Origin of the sequence: Marinoscillum sp., from assembly GCF_965229915.1 — a bacterium.
In the GTDB taxonomy this organism is placed as follows: Bacteria; Bacteroidota; Bacteroidia; order Cytophagales; family Cyclobacteriaceae; genus Marinoscillum.
In genome coordinates this window covers 1-23,567 of sequence record NZ_CBDDJZ010000002.1, presented here as the reverse complement: position 1 = coordinate 23,567, position 23,567 = coordinate 1, and the positions used below count along the sequence as shown (strand labels likewise).

At 42.2% G+C, this 23,567-nt stretch carries 24 protein-coding genes, 1 tRNA gene and 1 pseudogene; 6 read left to right on the top strand and 20 right to left on the bottom strand.

Annotated elements, in window-relative coordinates:
* Positions 1 to 18 precede the first annotated feature (18 nt).
* Positions 19 to 1,056, bottom strand: coding sequence for a tetraacyldisaccharide 4'-kinase (gene lpxK / locus ACO067_RS22120; protein WP_421878420.1), 1,038 nt, complete (start codon positions 1,054 to 1,056; stop codon positions 19 to 21).
* Here lpxK and ACO067_RS22115 point away from each other — a divergent pair.
* From ACO067_RS22115 to ACO067_RS22105, 3 genes are read left to right on the top strand one after another with little or no spacing between them, the layout of a single operon-like run.
* Positions 1,055 to 2,149 (top strand): Nif3-like dinuclear metal center hexameric protein, encoded by a 1,095-nt coding sequence (locus ACO067_RS22115; RefSeq protein WP_421878417.1) that lies wholly within the window; start codon positions 1,055 to 1,057, stop codon positions 2,147 to 2,149. The genes lpxK and ACO067_RS22115 overlap by 2 nt on opposite strands.
* 6 nt (positions 2,150 to 2,155) lie before the next feature.
* Positions 2,156 to 2,932, top strand: coding sequence for a zinc ribbon domain-containing protein (locus ACO067_RS22110; RefSeq protein ID WP_421878413.1), 777 nt, complete (start codon positions 2,156 to 2,158; stop codon positions 2,930 to 2,932).
* A gap of 47 nt (positions 2,933 to 2,979) precedes the next feature.
* The gene (locus ACO067_RS22105) at positions 2,980 to 3,849 is read left to right on the top strand and encodes a cation diffusion facilitator family transporter (RefSeq protein WP_421878409.1); all 870 of its coding nucleotides are present in this window, start codon (positions 2,980 to 2,982) and stop codon (positions 3,847 to 3,849) included.
* Here ACO067_RS22105 and ACO067_RS22100 read toward each other — a convergent pair whose 3' ends face one another.
* From ACO067_RS22100 to ACO067_RS22090, 3 genes are read right to left on the bottom strand one after another with little or no spacing between them, the layout of a single operon-like run.
* On the bottom strand, positions 3,850 to 4,395 hold the full coding sequence (locus ACO067_RS22100; RefSeq protein ID WP_421878405.1) for a lysophospholipid acyltransferase family protein: 546 nt from the start codon (positions 4,393 to 4,395) through the stop codon (positions 3,850 to 3,852).
* A complete protein-coding gene (locus ACO067_RS22095; protein ID WP_421878401.1) occupies positions 4,395 to 5,159 on the bottom strand; it encodes a patatin-like phospholipase family protein in 765 nt (254 codons plus the stop codon). Before ACO067_RS22095 ends, ACO067_RS22100 begins: the two co-directional genes overlap by 1 nt.
* A 4-nt stretch (positions 5,160 to 5,163) precedes the next feature.
* Positions 5,164 to 6,108 (bottom strand): acetyl-CoA carboxylase carboxyltransferase subunit alpha, encoded by a 945-nt coding sequence (locus ACO067_RS22090; RefSeq protein WP_421878397.1) that lies wholly within the window; start codon positions 6,106 to 6,108, stop codon positions 5,164 to 5,166.
* A 187-nt stretch (positions 6,109 to 6,295) separates the two neighbouring features.
* On the opposite strand from ACO067_RS22090, the gene ACO067_RS22085 reads away from it, so the two are divergent.
* The 3 genes and pseudogenes from ACO067_RS22085 (at position 6,296) to ACO067_RS22075 (ending at position 7,470) form a co-directional block, all read left to right on the top strand.
* A tRNA-Asp gene (locus tag ACO067_RS22085) sits at positions 6,296 to 6,369 on the top strand.
* Between the two features lie 84 nt (positions 6,370 to 6,453).
* Positions 6,454 to 6,684 (top strand): annotated as a pseudogene (locus tag ACO067_RS22080) (GIY-YIG nuclease family protein); the annotation flags it as partial.
* 39 nt (positions 6,685 to 6,723) lie between these two features.
* The gene (locus ACO067_RS22075; protein WP_421878393.1) at positions 6,724 to 7,470 is read left to right on the top strand and encodes an HD domain-containing protein; all 747 of its coding nucleotides are present in this window, start codon (positions 6,724 to 6,726) and stop codon (positions 7,468 to 7,470) included.
* 80 nt (positions 7,471 to 7,550) lie between these two features.
* On the opposite strand, the gene rplT is transcribed toward ACO067_RS22075, so the two are convergent.
* From rplT to ACO067_RS21995, 16 genes are all read right to left on the bottom strand, one after another.
* On the bottom strand, positions 7,551 to 7,895 hold the full coding sequence (rplT, locus tag ACO067_RS22070; protein ID WP_421878390.1) for a 50S ribosomal protein L20: 345 nt from the start codon (positions 7,893 to 7,895) through the stop codon (positions 7,551 to 7,553).
* Between the two features lie 93 nt (positions 7,896 to 7,988).
* Positions 7,989 to 8,183 carry a 50S ribosomal protein L35 gene (gene rpmI / locus ACO067_RS22065; RefSeq protein ID WP_421878387.1) on the bottom strand — a complete coding sequence of 65 codons (195 nt, stop codon included), beginning with the start codon at positions 8,181 to 8,183 and terminating at the stop codon, positions 7,989 to 7,991.
* 11 nt (positions 8,184 to 8,194) lie between these two features.
* Positions 8,195 to 8,749: a translation initiation factor IF-3 gene (infC, locus tag ACO067_RS22060; RefSeq protein WP_421879943.1), complete on the bottom strand. Its 555-nt coding sequence runs from the start codon at positions 8,747 to 8,749 to the stop codon at positions 8,195 to 8,197.
* 71 nt (positions 8,750 to 8,820) lie between these two features.
* The gene (gene thrS, locus ACO067_RS22055; RefSeq protein ID WP_421878383.1) at positions 8,821 to 10,770 is read right to left on the bottom strand and encodes a threonine--tRNA ligase; all 1,950 of its coding nucleotides are present in this window, start codon (positions 10,768 to 10,770) and stop codon (positions 8,821 to 8,823) included.
* Positions 10,763 to 11,845, bottom strand: coding sequence for a tetratricopeptide repeat protein (locus ACO067_RS22050; protein ID WP_421878381.1), 1,083 nt, complete (start codon positions 11,843 to 11,845; stop codon positions 10,763 to 10,765). Before ACO067_RS22050 ends, thrS begins: the two co-directional genes overlap by 8 nt.
* Positions 11,845 to 14,286: a DUF5686 family protein gene (locus ACO067_RS22045; RefSeq protein WP_421878379.1), complete on the bottom strand. Its 2,442-nt coding sequence runs from the start codon at positions 14,284 to 14,286 to the stop codon at positions 11,845 to 11,847. The genes ACO067_RS22050 and ACO067_RS22045 overlap by 1 nt, the downstream gene beginning before the upstream one ends.
* A gap of 121 nt (positions 14,287 to 14,407) precedes the next feature.
* On the bottom strand, positions 14,408 to 15,184 hold the full coding sequence (locus ACO067_RS22040; RefSeq protein WP_421878376.1) for an XRE family transcriptional regulator: 777 nt from the start codon (positions 15,182 to 15,184) through the stop codon (positions 14,408 to 14,410).
* 17 nt (positions 15,185 to 15,201) lie between these two features.
* The gene (locus ACO067_RS22035) at positions 15,202 to 15,531 is read right to left on the bottom strand and encodes a hypothetical protein (RefSeq protein ID WP_421878373.1); all 330 of its coding nucleotides are present in this window, start codon (positions 15,529 to 15,531) and stop codon (positions 15,202 to 15,204) included.
* 88 nt (positions 15,532 to 15,619) lie between these two features.
* The gene (locus ACO067_RS22030) at positions 15,620 to 16,375 is read right to left on the bottom strand and encodes a sulfotransferase family protein (protein WP_421878370.1); all 756 of its coding nucleotides are present in this window, start codon (positions 16,373 to 16,375) and stop codon (positions 15,620 to 15,622) included.
* Positions 16,372 to 17,073, bottom strand: coding sequence for an ABC transporter ATP-binding protein (locus ACO067_RS22025; protein ID WP_421878368.1), 702 nt, complete (start codon positions 17,071 to 17,073; stop codon positions 16,372 to 16,374). Before ACO067_RS22025 ends, ACO067_RS22030 begins: the two co-directional genes overlap by 4 nt.
* Positions 17,074 to 18,480, bottom strand: coding sequence for a DUF5687 family protein (locus tag ACO067_RS22020; RefSeq protein ID WP_421878366.1), 1,407 nt, complete (start codon positions 18,478 to 18,480; stop codon positions 17,074 to 17,076).
* On the bottom strand, positions 18,480 to 20,243 hold the full coding sequence (locus tag ACO067_RS22015) for a M14 family metallopeptidase (protein ID WP_421878364.1): 1,764 nt from the start codon (positions 20,241 to 20,243) through the stop codon (positions 18,480 to 18,482). Before ACO067_RS22015 ends, ACO067_RS22020 begins: the two co-directional genes overlap by 1 nt.
* 418 nt (positions 20,244 to 20,661) lie before the next feature.
* Positions 20,662 to 21,156 (bottom strand): methylated-DNA--[protein]-cysteine S-methyltransferase, encoded by a 495-nt coding sequence (locus ACO067_RS22010; RefSeq protein WP_421879940.1) that lies wholly within the window; start codon positions 21,154 to 21,156, stop codon positions 20,662 to 20,664.
* Between the two features lie 126 nt (positions 21,157 to 21,282).
* Positions 21,283 to 22,032 (bottom strand): SGNH/GDSL hydrolase family protein, encoded by a 750-nt coding sequence (locus tag ACO067_RS22005; RefSeq protein WP_421878362.1) that lies wholly within the window; start codon positions 22,030 to 22,032, stop codon positions 21,283 to 21,285.
* Between the two features lie 37 nt (positions 22,033 to 22,069).
* Positions 22,070 to 23,146, bottom strand: a complete 1,077-nt coding sequence (locus ACO067_RS22000) for a 6-bladed beta-propeller (protein WP_421878360.1) — start codon at positions 23,144 to 23,146, stop codon at positions 22,070 to 22,072.
* A gap of 45 nt (positions 23,147 to 23,191) precedes the next feature.
* Positions 23,192 to 23,567: DUF1501 domain-containing protein (locus tag ACO067_RS21995; protein ID WP_421878358.1), on the bottom strand; the 376-nt coding region annotated here is incomplete at its 5' end.

Below are 23,567 nucleotides of genomic sequence, written 5' to 3'. Positions count from 1 at the left end.
AAAGTATAATCAATTCCCCTACTGGACATAGTTTTTCAAAACTGAGTCTAATTGTGATTGAAATAACGACTCATCTTTTAAAAATTTCATTTGAATAGGCACAAAATAACAGGAGAACTTACTCAATTCAGGAAATTGTCTCAGTTTGACCATGTCTTTTTCGGTGGTAATGAGTGAGGTCTGATCATCCAATTCCATGACAATGTCCTTGATATCTCGTGATTTATATCGGTAGTGATCCCGATAATTATGCGAGAGCTTCACCTGATACCTGGAGCGTATTTCTTTTTCGAATGGCGCTGGATTGGCCATCCCTGAAATCAACACCACTCGAGACTGTAGCGGCATGTCATTACTAAAGCAAGGCTTAGGGGCTAAATATTCTGTAGTAAGAAAATAAACCGGGGCAGAAGAATACACACTCATCTCATGTTTGATCCTGACCTGATCACTCTCAGCTAGAAAACCCGGACACTTGGTTACCAATAGTGCGTCTGCTCTTTTAGCCTCATGCCTTGGCTCTCTCAAGCGACCAGACGGAAGCATGTAATCCTCATAAAATGGGGCTTCATAGGTAGTTAGCAACAAATTGAAATTGGGAGTTACTCTCCGGTGCTGAAAGGAATCATCTAGCAAAACCACCTCATGATCCCGAAAGCCCAGGAGCTGTGGAATGGCCAAGTCTCTTTCCTCAGCTACCGCCACATGAACTTCTGGTAAGTATTTGGTCCAGTACATGTAAGGCTCATCACCTATGGTATCCGGTGTGTCCTGTATAGTAGCCACTCTGAAACCATTGGTCTGCCGGCCATACCCTCTACTCAATGTGCTGACTCTAAAGTCTTTAGCTTTGTAATAGCGAATCAAATAATCAATCATTGGTGTTTTACCCGTTCCACCTATGGCGAGATTGCCCACACCAATTACATTTGCATCAAAGCGGGTGGTTCGTCTGTAATTGCGATCATACATCCAGTTTCTCAGCCGTACGACTCCTGCATAAAGCAGTGTGAGTGGTAGAAACAGAATTCGCCAAATCATTAGTAAAGACATCATGCAAATTAAAGATATCATTCAGTTTTTGGAGCATTTTGCTCCGCTTCCTTATCAGGAATCCTATGACAACTCAGGACTTTTAGTTGGTGACTCGTCAGCAGAATTGAGCAAGGCCTTACTCACACTAGATGTGACTGAGTCTGTGATAGATGAAGCAATAGCTAGCAAATGCAACCTGATCATCGCACATCATCCATTGATTTTCAAAGGGTTGAAAAGCCTTACCGGAAAGCACTGGGTAGAGCGATGTGTCATTAAAGCCATCAAGCATGACATTGCTATTTACGCTATCCACACCAATCTGGACAATGTACATCTTGGTGTTAACAAACGCATTTGCGACAAAATTGGCTTATCGAATGTTCAAACATTAAGTCCAAAATCTGAGGTGCTTACCAAACTCACAACTTTTATTCCACCTACAGACTCACCAAGAGTTTTAGAAGCACTGTATCAGGCTGGCGCGGGTGAAGTAGGAAACTATAATCACTGCAGCTTTCAGGTAGATGGCACTGGAACATTTAGACCCGGTGAAGGTACGAATCCGCATATTGGCACGCAAAACACGGACGAAACTGTAGTCGAGAAACGTGTAGAAGTGATCTTCCCATCTTTCTTATCTGGAAAAATTCTAAATGCACTTCAAGAGGCTCACCCGTATGAAGAAGTTGCCTATTACCTGACAGCACTAGCTAACAAAAATCAAGAGGTAGGAAGTGGAATGATCGGAGAACTCAGCCAGGAAATGGACACTAGAGATTTTCTTTTGAAATTAAAAGAAACCTTTAAGTCTGGATGTGTTCGCCACACGAACGTTCATCAAGAAAAAGTTAGAAAAATTGCTGTCTGTGGAGGTGCTGGTAGCTTTTTGCTCCAAAAGGCTATTCGTGCAAAAGCGGATGTGTTTATCACCGGAGACTTCAAGTACCATGACTTTTTTGAAGCCGATGAGCGGGTCATTGTAGCTGATATTGGACACTTCGAAAGTGAACAATACACAAAGGATTTGCTTTTTGACATATTGAGCGAAAAATTCACTAATATTGCACTCCGTTTATCGGAGGTACAGACTAATCCAATCAATTATTTGTAATACTGCATGGAAAATACCGTAGCAAAAAAGCTCGACAGCCTCGTAAAATTACAATCCATCGATTCTGAACGCGACGAACTTGTGAAAGTGAGGGGAGCATTACCTGATGAGGTAATGGATTTGGAAGATGAGATCGCTGGCTATCAAACGAGGGTAGAAAAACAGAATCAGGAGCTTGCTGATTTGGAGGAAAACATCACGAATAATAAAGCAGCAATCAAGGACGCTGAGAAGCTCATCAAAAAATATGAAGAGCAGCAGATGAACGTCCGTAACAATAGAGAGTATGATGCCATCACCAAAGAGGTAGAACTGCAACAACTCGAAATTCAGATTCTTGAAAAACGCATCAAGGAATCTTACGCAAAGATCGATGCTAAAAAGGAAGAGATCGCTGAAACTCAGAATACGCTTTCTGAAAGAGAAAAGGATCTCGACACCAAAAAAGAAGAGCTGGACACCATCACAAAAGAATCGGAAGCTGATGAAGAAAAGCTGATGAAAGACCGTGAGAAAGCTGCCAAGCAAGTAGAAGATCGTCTGTTGAAGTCTTACGATAAGGTGAGAAAGAACATGAGAAACGGACTTGCTGTTGTTCCTGTGAAACGTGGCGCATGTGGCGGTTGTTTTAACGTGGTTCCACCTCAGCAACAAGCTGAAATCAGAGAAAAGAAGAAAATTATCGTTTGTGAACACTGCGGAAGAATTCTAGCAGATGTAGAGGATGAAATCGTGGAGGAAGTGAAACCGAAACGACGAACCAAACGAACAACTAAGAAATAAATACGAACCCTGGCTCTCGAGTCAGGGTTTTTTGTTTCCATTCACTAATGAGCAACAATACAGCGATCAATGCCTCATTTTTTGGATTGTTGGGTAACATTGGTCTAGCAATCATCAAGGGTTTAGCAGGCATTTTTGGTCACTCTCACGCCTTGATTGCCGATGCAATAGAATCAACTGCTGATGTTTTCAGTTCCATTATAGTATTGGTTGGTCTTAAGTATTCTCAAAAACCACCTGATCAGAACCATCCTTATGGACATGGAAGAATCGAACCGCTGATCACCTTCATAGTAGTTGCATTTCTAATTGTTTCCGCCACGATTATCGCTTACCAAAGCATCGTTAATATTTACACGCCACACCCCCTTCCCAGAACATGGACTCTCTATGTGCTAGCCGTTATAATTATCTGGAAAGAAGCATCTTTTCATGTGGTGAAAAGAAAGGCTTTGAAAGTGAACAGCTCAACACTCCTTGCCGATGCCTGGCACCACCGCAGTGATGCGATTACTTCCATTGCCGCTTTCATCGGTATCTCGCTTGCCGTTTTTCTGGGGCATGGATATGCCGCCGCTGATGATTGGGCTGCTCTATTCGCCGCAGTATTCATCTTATTTAACTGTTACCGAATCCTACGCCCAGCCTTAGGAGAAATCATGGACGAACACCTTCATGAGGCAACTATTGAAATCATTCGATCCACCTCGCTAGAAGTGGAAGGTATTGAAGGAACTGAAAAGTGTTATGTAAGGAAATCAGGCATGACTTATCACATAGACCTGCATGCGTTCGTTAATGGAGATTTATCAGTTAAAGAGGGGCATATGTTGGCTCACAAGTTACAAGATGCCATTCGAGAAAAGATCCCAGAGGCAGGACAAGTGCTGATACACATAGAGCCAACACCTAAGTGACTACCTCACTCCTTTCTCGGGATATTTGCCTTTGATTTTTCGGTAAAAGCTAAGTATTAGCTCTAGATCAGCATCGATATCACCTGTAGGATAGAATGGCTCTCGATAAATTACTTGTTTGTTGGCAAAGTCAAATCCGACCATAACAATAGGCACATTTGCCTTGTCAGCAATGCGGTAGAACCCAGTTTTCCATTTGGGCACATACGATCGGGTTCCTTCCGGGGTAATGGTCACCACGAACTCGTCATGTTGGTGATACAATTCCACCACCTGATCCACCATGTTGGTTTTCTTAGATCTATTGACAGGATGACCACCAATCTTTCGCAAAAACCAACCTACGACCGGGATTTTAAACAGCGAGTCTTTTGCCAGAAAGTCACTCTTCAAGTAGGAAATACTTCTAGCTGCGACTCCTACAAAGAAATCCCAATTACTCGTGTGTGGAGCCACAATGAGTACATACTTAGGTAGATCTGGTTTCTTCCCTACGACTTTCCAGCCTGTGATCCAAAAACAAAATCTAAAAAATGCTCTTCCCATCAATTCTCAAGTTTATCTAGCACCCCTGAGGCAATCTGCTCCTTGGCATAGGAATATCCATGTTCAAAGATTTCAGGGGCTCTTTTAAAGTCGAACACCTTATACTTGCTGACCCCAGGAGGTTCCAAAAATAAGTCATAGTTTTTCTTCTTACTATGGACGTACTGGGTAACTGTGAGCATCATAGATCGCTCCATCAGATCCCTCCAGTTGCTAATCCGATAACCCTTGTCTATCGGATTGCAATGAAGTGCAATGATCTTATCACATTCTTTCTTAATGGGTTTATAAGGCAGATTATCCAGGATACCACCATCAACGAGGGTTCGGCGCCCAATCTTGACTGGATCAAATACCACTGGGACACAGCAAGAAGCTAATACAGGTCGTATCAGTTGGCCTTTCTTGTACACCTTCACCTTTCCCTTGCTGATATCGGTGGTTGTCACTCTGAGTGGTATTTGGAGTGATTCGAATGAGTCCTCTTTAAAATACTTGATTAACTCACTGTGGGCCCGCTCTATGTTTAGAAGACTTCTGGAGTTAAAAGAAGGTCTAAAAGCGGTAATGAAATTGGTCTTCTGGATAAACCCAGCGATTTCCTTTGGAGTATAACCAGCGCAATACAACGAGCCGGCCAAAGCACCGGCACTGGAACCAGACACCACACTAAAGGAGATCCCTGCTTCCAGTAATGCTTCCATGATACCAAGATGTGCTACACCTCTGGCGCCACCTCCTGAAAGCACTAGTCCTATTTTCATTGCTTTATTGGTAAGCTCCCATTCCAGAGAACTTCTCGATTCTATTTTCGATTCGTTTGTCTACAGACTGCTTGCTCAATGCTTTGATGTGCTTCATGATCTCTTTACGCAGCTCCGCAGCACTAGACTTCATGTTGGTATGTGCACCACCCAGAGGTTCTTTGATCACACCATCAATAAGCTTATTTTCCAGCATGTCTTTGGCCGTTAGCTTCAAGGCCTCGGCAGCCTGTTCTTTATAATCCCAGCTTCTCCAAAGAATCGATGAACAAGACTCTGGAGAGATGACTGAATACCAGGTATTTTCCATCATCAGCACTTTATCAGCAATAGCAATCCCCAAAGCACCACCAGATGCACCTTCACCAATGATCACACTCACCACTGGTACTTTGAGCATCATCATTTCTTTGAGATTTCGAGCGATAGCCTCTCCCTGTCCTCTCTCTTCTGCTTCCAGTCCAGGAAAAGCTCCCGGTGTGTCTATCAATGTAATGATTGGTCTATTGAACTTCTCAGCCAACTTCATCAATCGGAGTGCCTTACGATAGCCTTCAGGATTGGCCATCCCAAAATTACGCTCCTGACGCTGCTTGGTATTCCTACCTTTTTGCTGGCCAATGATCATAACAGCTTGTCCGTCTATCTCGGCAAAACCACCGACCATCGCTTTGTCGTCTTTGACCGTTCTGTCTCCATGCAGTTCTACGAACTCATCAGACATTTCATAAATATAGTCTAAAGTATATGGACGCTCCGGGTGTCTGGAGAGCTGTACCCTCTGCCACCTGGTAAGGTTTTCGAAGGTGTCTTTTTTCAATTTCAAGATCTTGTTTTCCAACTTAGTGATCGCATCAGATACGTCGACTTCACTTTGCTGTGCAAGGTCCTTCATATCCGAAAGCTTGCTTTCTAACTCTATGATTGGTTTTTCGAATTCTAAATGCATCCGCTTTTTTTTTGCTGCTACAAATGTATTAAGATTTACTCTTCTGGTATGTTTTATGGCAATTGAAAAATCTTCTAAAATTAATTGAATTGATGTGTTGGATTTAAAAAAGTAAGGGTATAGTTTTGCATCGCATTTGAGGGAAACAGGCGTACAAAACAGGCCTTAAAGTCCTTAAAATACAAATGGTGTGGTAGTTCAGTTGGTTAGAATGCCTGCCTGTCACGCAGGAGGTCGCGGGTTCGAGTCCCGTCCATACCGCTAAAAGCTCTGGAAAATTCCAGAGCTTTTTTTGTTTGATGGCATCATTCCAGGTTTACATACGCTCAACAAGGATGTACTTCAGACATTGAGCAAAGAATAGTTTATCTCAATCATGGTTTTGAAAAGTTCACTAAAAATGGAATCCCCTGGATGCTGTGTTGGTCTACTGTAAAGCCAACTAAGTCGGAATCAATCAAATTAGAGAGAAAACTAAAAAACCTCACCAGACCAAGGCTTATTCAGTTCATGTTGAAATACAAAAGTGACTTGTCCAACAAAGGAATAGAATTTTTAAAGAAGTTTGAGCCATGACGTTTCAGTCATGATGCTGACATAGACAGCACAGCTGCTATGATCGTCAGCATCCCGTCCATACCGCTAAAAGCTCTGAAAAATTCCAGAGCTTTTTTTGTTTATTTCTTCTTCAATCTGGTATTTCGCTTCATGAATGATCAGGAGTTAATTGAAACCACTATCGCATTTGTAAAAGAGCAACTAGAAAATGCTGAAGGTGGACATGATTGGTGGCACATAGAGCGTGTCTGGAAGCTGTCAAAGAAAATCGCTGAAACGGAGGATGTTGACCTACTAACAGTAGAACTAGGCGCCTTGCTCCACGACATTGCTGATTCCAAATTCCATAACGGTGACGAATCGATTGGCCCTAAAAAGGCTAGAGCATTCCTAGAATCGCAGAAGGTTGATGAGCCTGTCAATACACACATAGAGCAAATCATTCGTCATATCTCTTTTAAAGGTGGTCATCAACCTCAGGGATTCAAATCACTTGAGCTCGATGTGGTCCAGGACGCAGACCGATTGGACGCCATTGGAGCTGTCGGGATCGCTCGAGCGTTTAATTATGGTGGGTTTAAGAATCGAGAGCTATACAATCCCTCCATCCCTCCTAACCTTCACATGACCAAGGAGGAATACAAGAAAAGCACTGCCCCTACGATCAATCACTTCTATGAGAAATTATTACTTCTTAAGGACCGTATGAATACTTCTACAGGTAAAAGACTGGCAGCACAGCGGCATCAATTTATGGAACAGTTCCTGGAAGAATTCTATCACGAATGGAATGGGAATCATTAAAGGATGGGTAATAAAAAAACCCTGACATCTGCAGCAAGCAGATCGTCAGGGTTTTCGAAACCAGTGAGTTGGTTAATAATTTATTTCTTCACTTTGTCAATTACTGCTTTGAAAGCCTTAGGATGATTCATTGCCAAATCGGCCAAAACCTTACGGTTGATTTCGATGTTAGCAGCTTTCAAACCACCCATAAACTGGGAGTAAGACATTTCGTGCTCACGCACAGCAGCATTGATTCTTTGAATCCAAAGAGCTCTAAACTCTCTTTTCTTTGCCTTTCTATCACGGTATGCATACTGCATACCTTTTTCGATAGCATTCTTAGCTACCGTCCATACATTCTTTCTTCGGCCCCAGTATCCTTTGGCCTGCTTCATCGTCTTCTTACGACGTGCTCTTGAAGCTACATGATTTACTGATCTCATTTAATTTTAATTTTTTTGACAATTGGCGCACCGTTCTGTAAACAGCAACTTGGAAGCCAAATCATCGGGTTAAACAATTAAACCAATTGGTGATTAGATGTTAAGCATTGCTTTAACATTCTTCTCATCACTCTTGTGAACCAAAGTAGCGTGCGTCAAATTACGCTTCTGCTTGGTTTCTTTTTTGGTCAAGATGTGACTTTTAAAAGCGTGCTTTCTTTTGATTTTACCTGATCCAGTCAGTTTAAATCTCTTTTTTGCACTTGAATTTGTTTTTACTTTAGGCATTTCCTAATTATTTATTTCTTACTCACTGATTTCGGCGCCACAATGATAGACATACGCTTGCCCTCTAGTTTTGGCAGTAACTCTACTTTGCCATATTCTTCGAGAGCCTGAGCGAATTTCAAAAGAAGTATCTCTCCTCTTTCTTTAAACACTATCGTACGACCTACAAAGTGAACATAGGCTTTCACCTTTGCTCCTTCCTTAAGAAACTTGATGGCATGGTTCAACTTGAAGTTAAAATCATGATCATCGGTATTAGGACCAAATCGAATCTCTTTGACAACCGTCTTCTGAGCTTTCGCTTTGATTTCCTTCTGTTTCTTCTTCTGCTCGTATTTGAACTTCGAGTAGTCAATCACCTTACACACTGGAGGGTCCGCCTTCGGCGAAATCTCCACAAGATCCAGTCCCTGTGATTTGGCAATTTCAAGTGCCTTGTCGATGGAGTATACATCCACGTTGACATTGTCACCAACTACCCGTACTTGACGAGCTCTGATTTTGTCATTTACTCTATAGGGTTCCTCAACACGGCCCCTATTCGGTTTTCTGTATGGTCTGCTAATAGTTGTTTGTTTTTGGTTCTACCATAGCAAAATAAAACGCAAATATCGTATTTATTTCGCTTTATTAAAATCTACTCTGTTTTATTTAACAGTTTATTGATTGTCTTGTTAAAGAATTCTACGAAATCGTCCACTTTCATGCTTCCCTGGTCACCTTTTCCATGTGCTCTCACCGAAACGGTCCCATCTGATGCTTCCTGCTCTCCTACTATCAACATGAAAGGTATCTTCTTAACCTCAGCATCTCTAATCTTCTTGCCAATTTTTTCATCTCGTTCATCGAGAATTCCTCTGATGTCTCTTTCCTGCAGCTGAGTGTATAGCGATTTGGCATATTTGTGATACTTCTCAGAGATCGGCAGTATAGCAATTTGCTCTGGAGCCAACCACAATGGGAAATCACCTGCTGTGCTTTCTATCAGAATTGCCACGAAACGCTCCATAGACCCGAATGGTGCCCTGTGGATCATCACTGGTCTGTGTTTTTGATTGTCAGATCCGGTGTATTCCAGTTCGAAACGCTCTGGTAGCGTGTAATCCACTTGTATAGTCCCCAACTGCCAGCTTCTACCCAAGGCGTCTTTCACCATGAAGTCTAGTTTTGGACCATAAAACGCTGCTTCGCCTAGCTCCACAACCGTATTGAGTCCTTTTGACTCTGCCACCTCGGTAATTGCTTTTTCTGCAATCTCCCAGTTTTCATCACTTCCTATGTACTTGTCTGGGTTTTCAGGATCTCTCAGCGAGATTTGAGCTGTAAAATCCTCAAAGCCCAAAGCCGAAAATACATAAAGCACCAGGTCTATTACTTTAGCGAACTCATCTTTTACTTGATCTGGTCTACAGAATATATGAGCATCATCCTGTGTAAATCCACGAACCCTGGTCAAGCCATGAAGTTCTCCGCTTTGCTCATAGCGATAGACTGTTCCAAACTCAGCATATCTTACTGGCAAATCTTTGTAAGATTTTGGACTGGACTTGAATATCTCACAATGATGCGGACAGTTCATCGGTTTCAGTAAGAATTCTTCTCCCTCTGCAGGTGTATTGATCGGTTGGAAGGAGTCCTCTCCATACTTGGCGTAGTGTCCAGACGTGATGTAAAGTTCTTTTCCTCCGATGTGTGGGGTTACCACCTGATCATAACCAGCCTTTACCTGAGCTTTCTTCAGGAAGTTTTCTAATCGCTCTCTAAGAATGGCACCTTTTGGCAACCAAAGCGGCAATCCTTTACCTACCTTATCAGAGAAGGTAAATAGGCCCAACTCTTTACCGATTTTTCGGTGATCTCTTTTCTTGGCCTCTTCTAAAAGCTCAAGGTGCTCCTTCAATTCCTTTTGCTTAGGGAATGTGATTCCATATAGTCTGGTGAGCTGCTTTCTTTTCTCATCACCTCTCCAGTAAGCTCCGGCCACATTTAATATCTTGGCGGCCTTAATAAATCCGGTATTCGGGATATGTGGGCCACGACAAAGGTCAGTAAAGTTACCCTGAGTGTAAAAGGTAATTTTACCATCTTCCAGATCTTCTAAAAGCTCTAACTTATACTCATCACCTTTTTCTTTGTAAAAGGCTACTGCATCGTCCTTACTTATCTCTTTGCGAACGTACTCATTTTTCTGACGAGCCAATTCAAGCATTTTGTCTTCGATCACTTTCAGATTCTCAGAATCAAACTCCTGATCACCAAAGTCTACATCGTAGTAAAATCCACCATCAACCGGAGGACCAATACCTAGTTTTACTCCGGGATAAATCGCTTCTAATGCCTCAGCCATCAAGTGTGCGGAAGAGTGCCACATGGTAGATTTCCCCTCCTTATCATTCCACGTCAGCAAGTGTAAGCTAGCATCCTGATTAATCGGACGTGTTGCGTCCCATACTTCTCCATTCACTTTGGCTGCCAGTACATTCCTGGCAAGACCTTCACTAATACTCATTGCCACATCCAAGGCCGATGAGCCCTTTGGATATGCTCTTACACTACCATCAGGTAAAGTGATTTTTATTTCACTCATTATCTTCCGTTGCTTTCTTAGGTGATACTTCCAGCACAGGTATTTTTTCCTCTGCCTCTCTTAAACTCCGCAAATATGCAATTTTTCGACCAACATTCTGAGCCCCTTCTCTGGCAATTGCATTTGTAGAATCTCTGTTCAAAACTAAGCCGTACAAACTGTATGAACTATTCAGCCAACCTCGGTTTTCAAGTAGCCGGGCTTTTCTAAGTAATGACTTGTTGGCGCTATCTTTCCAGACCAGTTCATTGGCATAAACCATCGCACTGTCCCACTGGAGTGTTTGTTCATACCAGTCTATTCTTTTGTTCAGTGCGCTCGACGAAGTGTCACCTCGCAACAGCTCCTGCGCTTCACTGATTTTACCCATTTGAAAGTAGACTTCTCCTATGAGTATTTTTTTATCTGTTGATCCACTATCAAAGCTCTGTTTACTCAACACAGCACTGGCTCTTTCTGGATATCCCATTTTCACCAAGACAGGCACATAAACTTTCAGCAACGATGGGTGCTCCGGTCTTAAATCGGCGATTCTACTGTATGCATAGATAGCGCGCACGCTATCTTGTAGTTTGAGGTAGTTATCAGCAGCATAGATCATTGCCTCAAGATGATCCTTGTTCTCTTGTACATAATCCCACAATAGGTATTTGGCTTCATCGTATCTACCCAGACCAAAAAGCGAGGAAATTTTCCAACGATTGCTTTCAGGCAACCTTTGATGTAAAGACTCCCACTCCTCCAAAATACCGAGAAGTTTTTCATGATAATTGTAGGTGCGATAGAAATCAGCAGCATACTGCATGAGCTCGTAACTAAGGCCCTCTTCTTTCTTCAAAAACTCAATATCTTCACTCACATCTTCTGGCCACTTGAGCTCACGACTCACCAGTAGCTTTCGTTTTCGCAAGTTGGTGTTTTTCGAATTGGCCTGTATCTGAGTTTTGACTTCACTGAGCGCCTGTAAGTAATAGTTCACATCAATACGCGCAGATTCAATGGGGTATTTTTTGGAGTCAGAGCAGCCAAAAGATAGTACTACAAGTAAAAGAATTATTGCTGGTCTAAAAATCACTAAAGTATGACTTTGATACTGAACTTCAGACCAAATTTACTAACATCCTGATGATCGAGGTAGGTTAAGCGGTGAAATGCTTCAATAGAAAATATTTTCAGAATATTTTCCACTCCATAACCCAGTTCTACATAAGGCCTGCTGTCTAGCTGATAAAATGGTAAAATATCATCTCCGTTCTCATCTTGTGGATACTGTACCATATCAATGTTCTTTTGATCCAACCCACCGTACAAAACATTTGCACTACCTATCAATCGCCATTTCAGTTTTTTCATTAGTGGAATGGTATTTAGAATAAATCCTTCAAACTGGTGGCGATACCTGAAATCCAAATACTTGTCCGTGCTGAATTCAAAGTAGTTCATGAGATTATAAGCAAAATCAACGTAGAAATTCGTCTGGTTACCAATGGTGTTGTAGAGTAATGGATAGGGAACTTCGCCAAATATGTAACCTCCTGTCAGTCTGATGTCAGTTACACCCAGAATGCCCATTTTCTGCCGTTTCTCCACTCCCAATTTTAGCTTGTGATATTCAAAATCACTACCGAGTACTCCTGACATGCCGTAGGTATAGTCAAGATTAAATGCCGGCCATCGCACTGTGCCAAGTGAAAGACGCTCATTATCATTGATGACAAAAACCTCATCTTTGGCATACCTCAAAGTAATGGACGCTTCGCTTACTTCATATGCAGATGCAGTCTCCGTGGTAGATCCATCTACATAATAGTCAAAATCAAACTGGGGGGCAAATGATTCGTATTTGTAGGCACCGGTAACTCCAAGCCCTCTACTCAACTGCCTGAACACACTCAGACGGTATTTATTGATCAGAAAAGGCTGAGTAAGAGTGCCGAATCTACTCAATGAGTAAAACAAACTATTGGGCTCTATTTGGTCATTGAGGAGCCATACCTGCTCTAGTTCCTGTTGATACTCAGCCTTGATATTCGTCCAGGGTTGCCGGTCAATTATCCGATCTACAAAAAGCTTATACTTGTATTTCTCATCTTGAAATCCATAGCCAAGATATCCGCCAAACGTCCATTTCCGGCTGAAGTCAATGTTTGTTCTGGCACCAAAACCTATCCGCACTCCTTCAATATTATTTTTACCAAAGAACGTCGGATAAGGCCCTAAATCGATGGCTCCTATTTTGTAATATCCGGTGACTAAAAACTTAGCCATGTCCATATAGGTTTTTACCGCTGGGATTTTTTTTAGGGTATCGATCATCATGAAGACGTTTTGCTCGGTACTCGATAGCGAATCATGTCTCATTTCATCCCAATACTCTTCGTCAAAATCCCTCACGCTCTCCTCCATCGTCACAGGATTCAGGTAGAAATCATTTGGCATGGGATTATTTACATGATGATCTTTTGTGGACACATAAAATTTGGCCAACATACCAGCTGTCTGTTTCGTAATCTGGCTAACATCAACTACCACACGAGTTTTCTCAGGGAGCCACGGCCCTGCTGAAGTTGGGGTTAGATCTTGTTGTATTTTGATTTTTTCAATATAGTTGAGATTTACTTCTCTAGGCACTGTAGCATCGATTCTACGTAAGGCATGCTCCTTCTGAGTGATCCACATGGTCCCTGTAAAGGCTAGATCCTGCTCGCGCTTTGGGTAAAAATCAATTCGATAACAATAGTCATCTCCTATGTAGAGACTATCCTCTAAATAAACCTCGTAGTAAAGTTTCCATCCGTCGGCAATTGGAGAGACGAACTCTTTGGTAATGATGTTTAACCAGTTTTGGTAAAAGTTATACTCCTGAAAGGTGGACCCTATGACCTGTGAGGTTAAAGTACCATCAGTGATACCAACTCCACTTACCTTGGTTTTAATAATATTTTCCTTCTTAAGTGTTGGGTCGGTACGGTAGTAATATCTAGAGATCGCTTCAGAAAGAAAGATCGGTAACACGGGTTTTCCATCTTCACCAGCAATCGTCTGTATGCTGTCCAGAACTCCTTGCACCTTTTTGACCAGTTTCCATTTTTGAATAAAATCCGAAATGTTATCAACATCAAACTCTACCTTGGTGTAGCTTTCATAGTCATAAGCACTCAAGGATCTTTTGTCGTTGGCTTTCTTATGCTCAATTACCTTTCTCATAATTGGCCAAGCAGGGTTCTCCCCGGCATAAACGACCACTTCACCCAAAGTTTGAACGTCTTCATCCAGTTGGAAATTAATCGTCTGACTACTACCTCTCATGACTGGCTTTATTCGTTTGATAAAACCAATGTAGCGCACCTCAATGGAGTCTACCGGAGCATTAGTCTTAGCAGTAAAGTTCCCTTCAAAGTCTGTGATTGCTCCATCTTGGGTACCAGTAAAAATGACATTAGCAAAAGGAATGGGTGTTCCTGTAGCCGACTCAGTGACCTTACCAGTGACTACAGTCTGGGCAGATAGTAGCACCGGGGTAAGTGAAATAAAAAGTAACGTTAATCTTGCGGCAGTCTTAACAAACAAGGAATAGCTGATTTTGTATGATACAAAACAAAGCTAATTGTACGATAAACGAAAAAATAAGATTCGGCTATTTTATGTTTTTCTTAATGTCTTTGACTTCATTTTGCAAATCCATCACCATTCCGGCTATTTTATCAAGACTTAGTTCATTTTTTGACTCAGGATCTGGAAATTCAATGCTTATATAAGCTTTAGCCTCCCAGATTTCCAATACATCCTTGGCGGCTATCTCATAAGCAGAATAAGATTTGTTATCAGAAACAAGGTAGAGGCATCCTTTCTCACTGATATAATTGAATACTCGCTTGTACACTACTCCCTCTTTCTCTGTGAGTAACACATAGGTTTTCCCATTTTTGATATCATCAAACCCATCGAGATATTTACCAATGACGATAGAGCCAGAAGGAATGGGCAACATCGAATCTCCGGAAATCTCAAAAGCTCTGTAGGTAGCATTTTTAGGCAACATCGGCAGATGAAACCGCGGCAATTCAGACAAGTATTCAGGATCGGAATAACCATTAAGATAACCAGCTGCTGCCTTCTGCGGTATTAGCTCTACGTTTTCGTTATCCTCCTTATCTACAGTAATGGATAGGATTTTCACCTTTTGTCTTGGCTGACCATCCGTTCCACTAGTCAAGTCCTTGGAGATTAAATCATCCGCGACCACATTGAGCACACTGGCAATACTAATCAGCGTTTGTAGTCTGGGCTCTGCCCTGGCTTCCTCATAAGCCCCAACCACTGATCTTTTGATTCCGACTTCCTGAGCAAATTGCTCCTGGGTGAGCCCTTTTTGCTTCCGCAGATACTTGATATTTTCAGCTATGACACTCACTTTTTCATACTTTATAGTTAACTATCAAAGATGATGAAATTCATATCATCCTTCCCCATTTTTCCAATGGAATATAAATGCAAATGATGAAATTCTCTTGTCTGACGGATTGTCCTAAGCTTCTCTTTGATCTTAATCACCACGTCTTTCAACGTTTTATCAGAGTCTACTAATACATAACCGTACATATCTCTTCGGTCATGTACATTGGCATAAAACTTCACCTGACACTTGCCTGATTGTAACTTCTTGCTGGTAAGCTTCAAACTGTAGTCATCATCAAATGTGACGTCTGCGTCCATTCCTCGAAGGTCCATCACTCTAATATTATTAGTATCAGTCATCATATCTCTAAGAATTTCAAGATAAATATGACAACTATATTAGCATTTACCAAGTAATTACTAAAATTAATTGCTTATTAAACTAAAATAATTAGCTATAACCCAGTTTTGCCATCAGATTGAGCATGGCTGTATTTGATAGGATCTCTTGTACACGAACATGATGGATTGGTTGGTCCCATGATCTCAACTCTTTGATATCATTTAACCCATCAAACCACGCTCTGTTGGTCTTGATGGTGGCGTGATTCAGCCAGTTTTTAAGTTCTTCGGTATACGGCTCTTTCAGGAAATGACAGATAGCTTGCAGGGTATCTTCCTGTTTGGTAATAAGGTCCTCAAACTTAATGGAAAGCAGATTTGGGTGACTCTCATAAGCCAACCCGATCGTTACATCATGAATGTATCGATCTGGTGACACCCAGTATTGGTTGGGCTTCTGAGGGTGAACTGAGGTACAAACAGCCCGAGGGTCACGGATAATATGAATGAACTTTACCTTAGATTCGAAATAGGTGAAAATTTCAGAGATGTATCGGACATTGTATGGTCGCTTTTCACACCACCTACCTGCTCCTTTTTTGACCGGACCAGAAAGCAGCTGCCTGTAGAAGCGGTCCAGACGAACGGGCTTTCCTGATTCGTCCCATTCTGTAAAAGCGTCTGATTCTACGGGAATAGCATGAATGTTTGGATGAGCTGAAAGAATAGAAAGGAGAAGTGAAGTACCGGATCGTGCACACCCTCCTATCAATACAGGTGGATCATCAAAGAGGTATCGCTCTCTGGCTTTCCCAATTGTGTTAATAACAGGACTGGTGACGTACTTTTTCCACCATGTGTTCATGCACCCTCAAAATAGGCATTTATTTCCTGAACTACTTTGTCAGAGGTCTGCTGATCTTTGATGACTTCTCCACTTTCTATCAGAATAATCCTGGTGCAGATTTGAGCCATATTGTGTAAGTTATGACTCGACAGGATGACTGTCACGCCTTTTTCATTGAGCTGTTTGATGAGTTTACTGAGTTTGGCTTGTGAGCTTGGATCCAGATGAGCGTACGGTTCATCCAGTAAAATGATCTTTGGATCCCCAAGAAGCGTTGCAAGTAACCCTACCCTGACCTTGGACCCGGTAGACAATTCTCTGATCAACTTGCTACTGGTAATGATGTCATCATTGTGAAGCTCTGGGTATTTACTTATTTGTGTTTTCGTCTCAGCCTTGGTTAAGCCCAGGGTTTTTCCGATGAAATCAAAATACTCTTGCGGCTTTAAAAACTCTATTAAAAAACTCTCATCCAAAAATGCATGCAAAAGAGTCTTCCAATGGTTAGAGTTTGCCACTACATCCTCACCGATAAATACGACTCCTGAATCCGGTTTGATCAAATCCAAAATGGATCGAAACAATGTGGTCTTACCTGCTCCATTATTACCAACAATCCCAACGAGTTCTCCTGGTTCAATATCTAATCGATCGATGTTTAGGGCTACTTTCTTCTTGTAGCTTTTCTTCACATTTCTAACACTGACGATGCTCATTTAACTGCGGTAACAAGATGATAAATAGTATTTCTTAAGTTCTAATTTCTTACTCAATGAGTTGATAAATACCCTCCTTAAAGTAATACCAATAACTCCAAGTAAGGTCAAAGTCATGATCGCTTCTAAGCTGCCGACCAAATTATTGAGAACTCCATAAATCACAATAGGTGGCAAGAGTGTGGTAAACATGGTCACAATCACCATTCCATTAAAACCCTGGTAATTCATGAATATTCCCCTGGTCAAATCAATCTTCTCAGTGTTTCGGAATCCATTGTTGATAATGATAGGTACATTCCATCCAATATTGTAAAGAAAGCAGGCTAAAGGTAGAAACAAAGAACCTCGATAGACGATGGCCAAACTAGCCGCCATCACCAGAGCAAAAAACAAGCTGGTGTAAGTAAAGAATCGATACTTGTGCTCAATAATCTGGCGTGTACTAAACCGAGTCAAGAGCAAATCAAAAAAACTACCTTCCCAGGCGAATATGTAGGTGCCCATTTGGAATATAAACAACCCAGAAATGAGAAGACTAATCATCATCTGAAAGATCGGGCTGTCCATTGACTTACTACCTATGATGAAAAAATACGGAATCATCAGAATACCCGTAATAGCGGTACCTCTGGCACGTTTATTTCGCATGATAGTGGCCACTTCCAGCTGCATCAATGGATCCTTGAATAGGTCCAAACCAGTTACAAAATAGTTTGTAGAGGTATCGCTTGCCTTCAGAGCTCTATCAAAAAGTGAATCCAATTTTCTATAGACCAACCAAACAATAGGAATGATAGAAGCTGAAACCAGAATTAAAAAAGTCAGCCCATCAATGGTAGGTAAATAAGCAGGAAATTTAAAAACAATGACCTGCAGGATCACTAATAGTCCCAACAATGAAAAGATAAATGATCTTTGATCACTGGAGTGAATCAGAATGCTGATGAGTGAATTAAGCAACCAAAGAAATGCCATACCTAATACACCCTCCAGTCCAATGCCAAGATCTCCCACACACAGAGTAATCACCAGTGCCTCCACTCCTAGCATCAGTAAAAACCATAGATTACAAAGAGCCTCTATAAGATACCCTACCTTCAGGTCACGTGGGTTTACATTCAGGGTATGGTAGTAGTAAACTTTGGGGATGGATTTTGGCAGGAGTACTTTGGTGAGTAAGTCGGTAAGAAAAAGCCCCCACAATATCACATAAGGGGCTTTATCAATAGCTATCCCGAGTTCAGTGCTGATGGATTCGAGGAGAAGAGGCCAGTTATTGGAGACCCCTATATCGATCAATAGTACCATCAGACCAAACAGCAATCCCACCCAAAGGGAATTCATGCTTCCGGGATTTCGTACGAATGCTTTCCAGCGATGCTTTAAGTAAAACAGGTCAATCATTAATTACCTGCAAAGAAAATAGCATTGGCGAACAAAAGCTTACCGTCGTACCAAAAAGATCTGAACAAAGGATTATCTACCATATAAATGATCTGACCACTGCCTACGCGCTCCTGACCGAATACCATGGAAGTCCCTACCTTCTTTTTTACTATCTCTCCAGCAAACCCGCTCAAATGATCATTTGCTGACTTAATAACACCAACATTGCCACCATCCAAATAGCCATATCGGTCACGTGAGGTCTTTAAAGAGTAGTAATCTTTAGAATACCCATAAGCCAAAGGGTGCGTGTTGTCCATAGCTACATGAAACACTGCTCCAGCTACATACTCACGTATCTCGTAGCGTTCTTGCTCTGAGTTGGGTATTAGTTTCATCTCCTCTTCCACTTGTTCGTCGATCTTTTCAAAGTCAGACTTCTCTTTATCGGAGTTAAATGAATCAAGTGATCCAATCTCTGCTCCCTTCAGTTTCCTGATGGCACCCTGCACTGCAATCAACGTACCTCCTGATTGCACCCATTCTTTTACCTTGGCAGTAGTCCGGTCATTGAAGTCACTATACCAGCCATTAGGCATGATCAATACATCATAATCCGCTAAATCAACATAACTGAAGTAATCCGCTCCTATGGTGGTAACGGGGTAGCCAAGGTTTTGCTCCATGAAATGCCAGGTGGCTCCAAAATCCAGTGAAGATGTTCCTTCACCACCTATCAGTGCCACCTTAGGAGCTTTTAGATAAGCAATATCAGAAGAACCAATATCTGGCCCGTCCATGACGAACCCTGTTTCTATGACGAACAGCTCGCGCATATGCTTATTAGCTAGTTTTTCCAATAACTCGTGATAGCCCTGACCATTATCTCTTTGTGTGACGATGACTGCTCCTCGGTCAAACTGATTACCTCCTATGGTTACTGGCTGGGTAGTGTACCGTACTTTCATCTCATTTTTAAGTAGCTCCGCCAGCAATTGCGCATCTTTCAGGCTCTGCCAGTTGAAGATATAACCATACGCAGGTGACAGCTTATTTGGAGAAAACTTCTCCATTGTTAAAGAACCAGATGGCCTCACATCAGCAGTGGTGGCATAAGCCTCCAGACCAAACGCATAAGGCACAGCCCAGGCCGTAATATCATAGGTAAGAGAGTCGTTCAGTTTGGTTTTTGGTTCAAACAATACAGTAGTCAAAACTGATTTAGGTTGATTCACATTCACCACCAAATCATTACTACCAACAGAAAATGATCGGGTCTGACCTGAACCATAGTGGTATCCAGAAAGGCTTTTGCCATATGAAGCAGTACCGTAGGTAATACCCTGTACATCCAGCCATTGCATTAAGTCTTTCATTTTATCCGCATTACCATCATTTTTCAATACATAAGTCTTGTATTTGGCATTAATCGGTTTGCTGTAGAATGCCTCAAACTGCTGGATAAGCTTATCGGTGTTTTGGCTGGAAATCTCCACTGTAGACAATCCGGTTGTGTAATGGTGCGCTATACGATCCTTCAAAGTAAGTGTATCTCCTTCTTGTTTGATCACTCCAAGTCCGGCTCTTCCGGATCCACCTTGCTCATAGGTCATCCCAATACTCCCATTGTAGGTTGGATAGGTATCTCCATAACTTGGGTAAAGAAGATCGAATCGTTGTTTGGTGAAGTAAAACCAATTATTCTCATCAAAGTACTTGGCGTGATTTTTACCAATTTGTGTTTGAAAGTCTACCTGCCAGTCGGTAATCACCTCATGCAAAGGCTCAGCAGCCGGAGCAAAATAATAAGGCGAGTTTACACCTTGCTCATGAAAATCAACATCACAGAAATGAGTACGCGGATTTGGAATAGGTCACGTGGAAATTATTAACTATTAAGTATGCAGAAAGAGGAGTTATAGCTGATTGATAGCAAAACGATCCATATAATTTTTCCGAACCTCCCGTACAGTTCCTACCCTAAAATGTGATCTGCCAAAGTGATATTTTTGCATTACACTTGATTGAAATTAGGTAATGTACATCGGAAAAGTTATGACAATTTGTGTATTAAATTACATGAATTAGTTAATGATATGTATTGGCAATGATAAGGACGCAATGATGATTTGCACGCGATTGAATTTCGTTGGGATCACTTCACTTCCCAAATGTAATCCGGCAAGCGCCTCATATGCCTTAGAAAATACTCAGTTGGCGTTCCAGCAGCGGATTTTCCAGGCCTAGTAGTTTTTTCTTGGCGGGCAAGCCACCGGCATATCCCACCAGGTTTCCATCCGTACCGATTATCCTGTGGCAGGGAATAATAATTGATATGGCATTGGCGCCGTTTGCCGCTGCTACCGCTCTGATTGCTTTTTGATTGCCTAATTTTTTTGACAGGCCCAGGTAGGTCTCGGTTTTGCCAAAAGGTACCTGTATTAGCGCCTGCCACACCTGTTTTTGAAAATCAGAACCTGCCAATCGGATGGGAATGGAAAATTCACAGCGGGCACCTTGAAAATATTCTTGCAGTTGCGCTATCGTCTTTTCAATAACCGCAGAGGAGCCAGGGACATATGTGGCATTTAACCTTGTTTTTATTCTGGTATCTACGGCATCCCTCATCTTGCGATAACGCCAGTCGCACAGGCATAGTTTTTCTTCATAAGCGCCCAAAATAAGCTCACCAATGGAGATTTGAAATATGCTACCTGAATGAAATTATTTGCGCTATCAGCCATTATCTCCTTTTTCTTTTCTCAAGTTAATGTTCACTCAAAGCTTTTATAAACGCACAGAGAAGAATGATGGTTTAAGTCAGTATAATTTATTGAATGCCTCCAGCCATGCCTTAGCCATCAGATGTGCCCCGGCAGGAGAGGGATGAACCCCGTCGGGGCACCAGACCTTGGCCGGTGCCTTTTTCAATGCCTCATCGAAAACTTTTTGAAATGGTACAAATGCCGCCTTGAATGCTTCCGCTATTTTTGCGGCTGATTTTTGATATGCCGGGAATTCCGCTTTCCACCGTTCCGTAATAGCCGATCCCCCCCATACCACGAAAGGTTCACAGATGATCAGCTTTACACCGGGAACTTCCTTTATGGTTCGATTCAGCAAATCCCGGTAATCGCTTTCGTACCTTTCAACAGTTCCATCGTAACGGCCATTGACCATATGCCAAAAATCGTTCACACCAATGAGAATGCTCAGCACGTCCGGCCTGAGGTTCAGGGTATCATCTTTCCAACGGTTGGCCAGTTGATAAACTTTGTTACCACTTACACCGCGATTGTATATGGAGAAGTCACCATTGGGGTTATTGGCCAGCAATTGCGAAGTCGCCAGGTAGGTATATCCAATGCCGAGGCCCCTTGTCGAGTTGGCATAATACTGATCCCTGGCACGGCCTGCGTCGGTAATGGAGTCCCCCTGAAATAAGATGGTAAGACCATCAGGTATCGACAGGTTTGAGATTGACAGGCCATTTGCCGCAGCTGGGGCGGCGGTCATGGCAAGGGAGGCCAGTGCCCCATTCTTTATGAAGGTTCTTCGGTTTTTCTGCATGAAACAAATAAAGGTTTTTTGTGATAAGTGTTAGCTTCTAGACACGTTCAAGTTTGATAGGGTAGGTCTTGTTGGCATTCCATTGGCAGATGTAAAGGTTTTTGTCTTCGTCGATACAAACATCATGGCAGTGGTTAAAGATAGGTGTCTCCTGAATCATCAGTTGCAGCTCTCCTTTTTTATAAACCGGCTTCGTACCACCTGGATTGGAGATAACTTTATTCTCTTTATCTAAAATGGTCACAAAACCTGAGTCGCTGGTTTGGTTTAAATATTTTAAGCGAGACCAGCATACCCCACTATAAATATTCTCATCATCAATGACCGCGCGACAAACAAAGGCTCCGGGGAGAAAGATCGTTGACAGGTATTTTCCATCCAGGCTAAATCTTTTAAAAGAGTTGTGGGCCCTGGAAGTGCACAACAGGGTAATGTTATTCGGATCCCGGTCGTCGATGGCCACACCATGGGCTGTGCTGAACTGATCATCGTTGTTTCCGGGACCGCCAAATTTTCTGACGAATTCCCCCTCCTTATTAAATTGCAATATCCATTGCGATCCATAGCCATCGGCTACATAGATGTCTCCATTGGGAGCAATGGCTGTCTCGGTGGGCAGATACCTGTCTTTTGCTTCGTAAACACTGATTTTTCTCGGATCCGGAAGCGTCAGAAGCTTTTTGCCATCTACCGTGGTTTTCACCACCTGCGGATTCTCACCATCGGGATTACAGATAAACAAAACGTCTTCTCCACCTTCATTAAAAAGGCTAAGACCATGGCCGCTTTTATATTCACTTCCCCACGTGCTTAGCATTTTGCCCGATTTATCGTAAATGATAATGTTATTTTTAGTTTCGTCCGTCACCATAATCAACCTACCCTTTGAGTCCATCACCATTTCATGGCAGTTTTTTACCGGTGTGGTAGCAGGATCTAAATCTCCCCATGCTTTGTGTACACGATATCTGAATTTGCCGTGACCAATTATTTCATCGTTAAGTACGGGTTTGTTGATAATGTTAAAACCAAGAGAAGGAATGCTCAGGGCGGCGCCTGCCATGGCACCTGCTTTGATAAATTCTCTTCTGGAGTTGTTTTTTTCAGTGTTCATTTGATCGTATTGTAGTTAACTTATTAGTCTGAATTGCTATTTAGTTTAGGCTATGATGGATTTTACCACTTCCCCATGCACGTCGGTAAGTCGGTATCTTCTTCCCTGGTGTTTGAATGTCAGCTGTTCGTGGTCGACACCCAGCTGATGCAGCAGGGTTGCCTGAAAGTCATGTACGTGTACGGGATCCTTGATGATATTGTAGCTAAAGTCATCCGTTTCACCGTAGGTAAATCCCGGCTTGACTCCACCGCCCGCCAGCCATACGGTAAAGCACCTTGGATGATGGTCGCGGCCATAATTAGTAGCTGTTAATTTTCCCTGACTGTAGTTGGTTCTGCCAAACTCGCCACCCCAGATAACCAGCGTGTCGTCAAGCAGGCCTCTTCTTTTCAGGTCGGTCACCAGTGCAGCTGAGGCC

What these genes read in the sequence shown, in the direction of transcription:
- ACO067_RS22020 (WP_421878366.1), bottom strand. Translation starts at nt 18,480, where the DNA reads ATGATTGACCTGTTTTACTTAAAGCATCGCTGGAAAGCATTCGTACGA.
- ACO067_RS22090 (WP_421878397.1), bottom strand. Translation starts at nt 6,108, where the DNA reads ATGCATTTAGAATTCGAAAAACCAATCATAGAGTTAGAAAGCAAGCTT.
- thrS (WP_421878383.1), bottom strand. Translation starts at nt 10,770, where the DNA reads ATGAGTGAAATAAAAATCACTTTACCTGATGGTAGTGTAAGAGCATAT.
- ACO067_RS22000 (WP_421878360.1), bottom strand. Translation starts at nt 23,146, where the DNA reads ATGAACACTGAAAAAAACAACTCCAGAAGAGAATTTATCAAAGCAGGT.
- ACO067_RS22115 (WP_421878417.1), top strand. Translation starts at nt 1,055, where the DNA reads ATGCAAATTAAAGATATCATTCAGTTTTTGGAGCATTTTGCTCCGCTT.
- ACO067_RS22025 (WP_421878368.1), bottom strand. Translation starts at nt 17,073, where the DNA reads ATGAGCATCGTCAGTGTTAGAAATGTGAAGAAAAGCTACAAGAAGAAA.
- ACO067_RS22110 (WP_421878413.1), top strand. Translation starts at nt 2,156, where the DNA reads ATGGAAAATACCGTAGCAAAAAAGCTCGACAGCCTCGTAAAATTACAA.
- ACO067_RS22030 (WP_421878370.1), bottom strand. Translation starts at nt 16,375, where the DNA reads ATGAACACATGGTGGAAAAAGTACGTCACCAGTCCTGTTATTAACACA.
- rpmI (WP_421878387.1), bottom strand. Translation starts at nt 8,183, where the DNA reads ATGCCTAAAGTAAAAACAAATTCAAGTGCAAAAAAGAGATTTAAACTG.
- ACO067_RS22105 (WP_421878409.1), top strand. Translation starts at nt 2,980, where the DNA reads ATGAGCAACAATACAGCGATCAATGCCTCATTTTTTGGATTGTTGGGT.
- ACO067_RS22100 (WP_421878405.1), bottom strand. Translation starts at nt 4,395, where the DNA reads ATGGGAAGAGCATTTTTTAGATTTTGTTTTTGGATCACAGGCTGGAAA.
- ACO067_RS22095 (WP_421878401.1), bottom strand. Translation starts at nt 5,159, where the DNA reads ATGAAAATAGGACTAGTGCTTTCAGGAGGTGGCGCCAGAGGTGTAGCA.
- rplT (WP_421878390.1), bottom strand. Translation starts at nt 7,895, where the DNA reads ATGAGATCAGTAAATCATGTAGCTTCAAGAGCACGTCGTAAGAAGACG.
- ACO067_RS22005 (WP_421878362.1), bottom strand. Translation starts at nt 22,032, where the DNA reads ATGCAGAAAAACCGAAGAACCTTCATAAAGAATGGGGCACTGGCCTCC.
- ACO067_RS22075 (WP_421878393.1), top strand. Translation starts at nt 6,724, where the DNA reads ATGATCGTCAGCATCCCGTCCATACCGCTAAAAGCTCTGAAAAATTCC.
- lpxK (WP_421878420.1), bottom strand. Translation starts at nt 1,056, where the DNA reads ATGATGTCTTTACTAATGATTTGGCGAATTCTGTTTCTACCACTCACA.
- ACO067_RS22035 (WP_421878373.1), bottom strand. Translation starts at nt 15,531, where the DNA reads ATGATGACTGATACTAATAATATTAGAGTGATGGACCTTCGAGGAATG.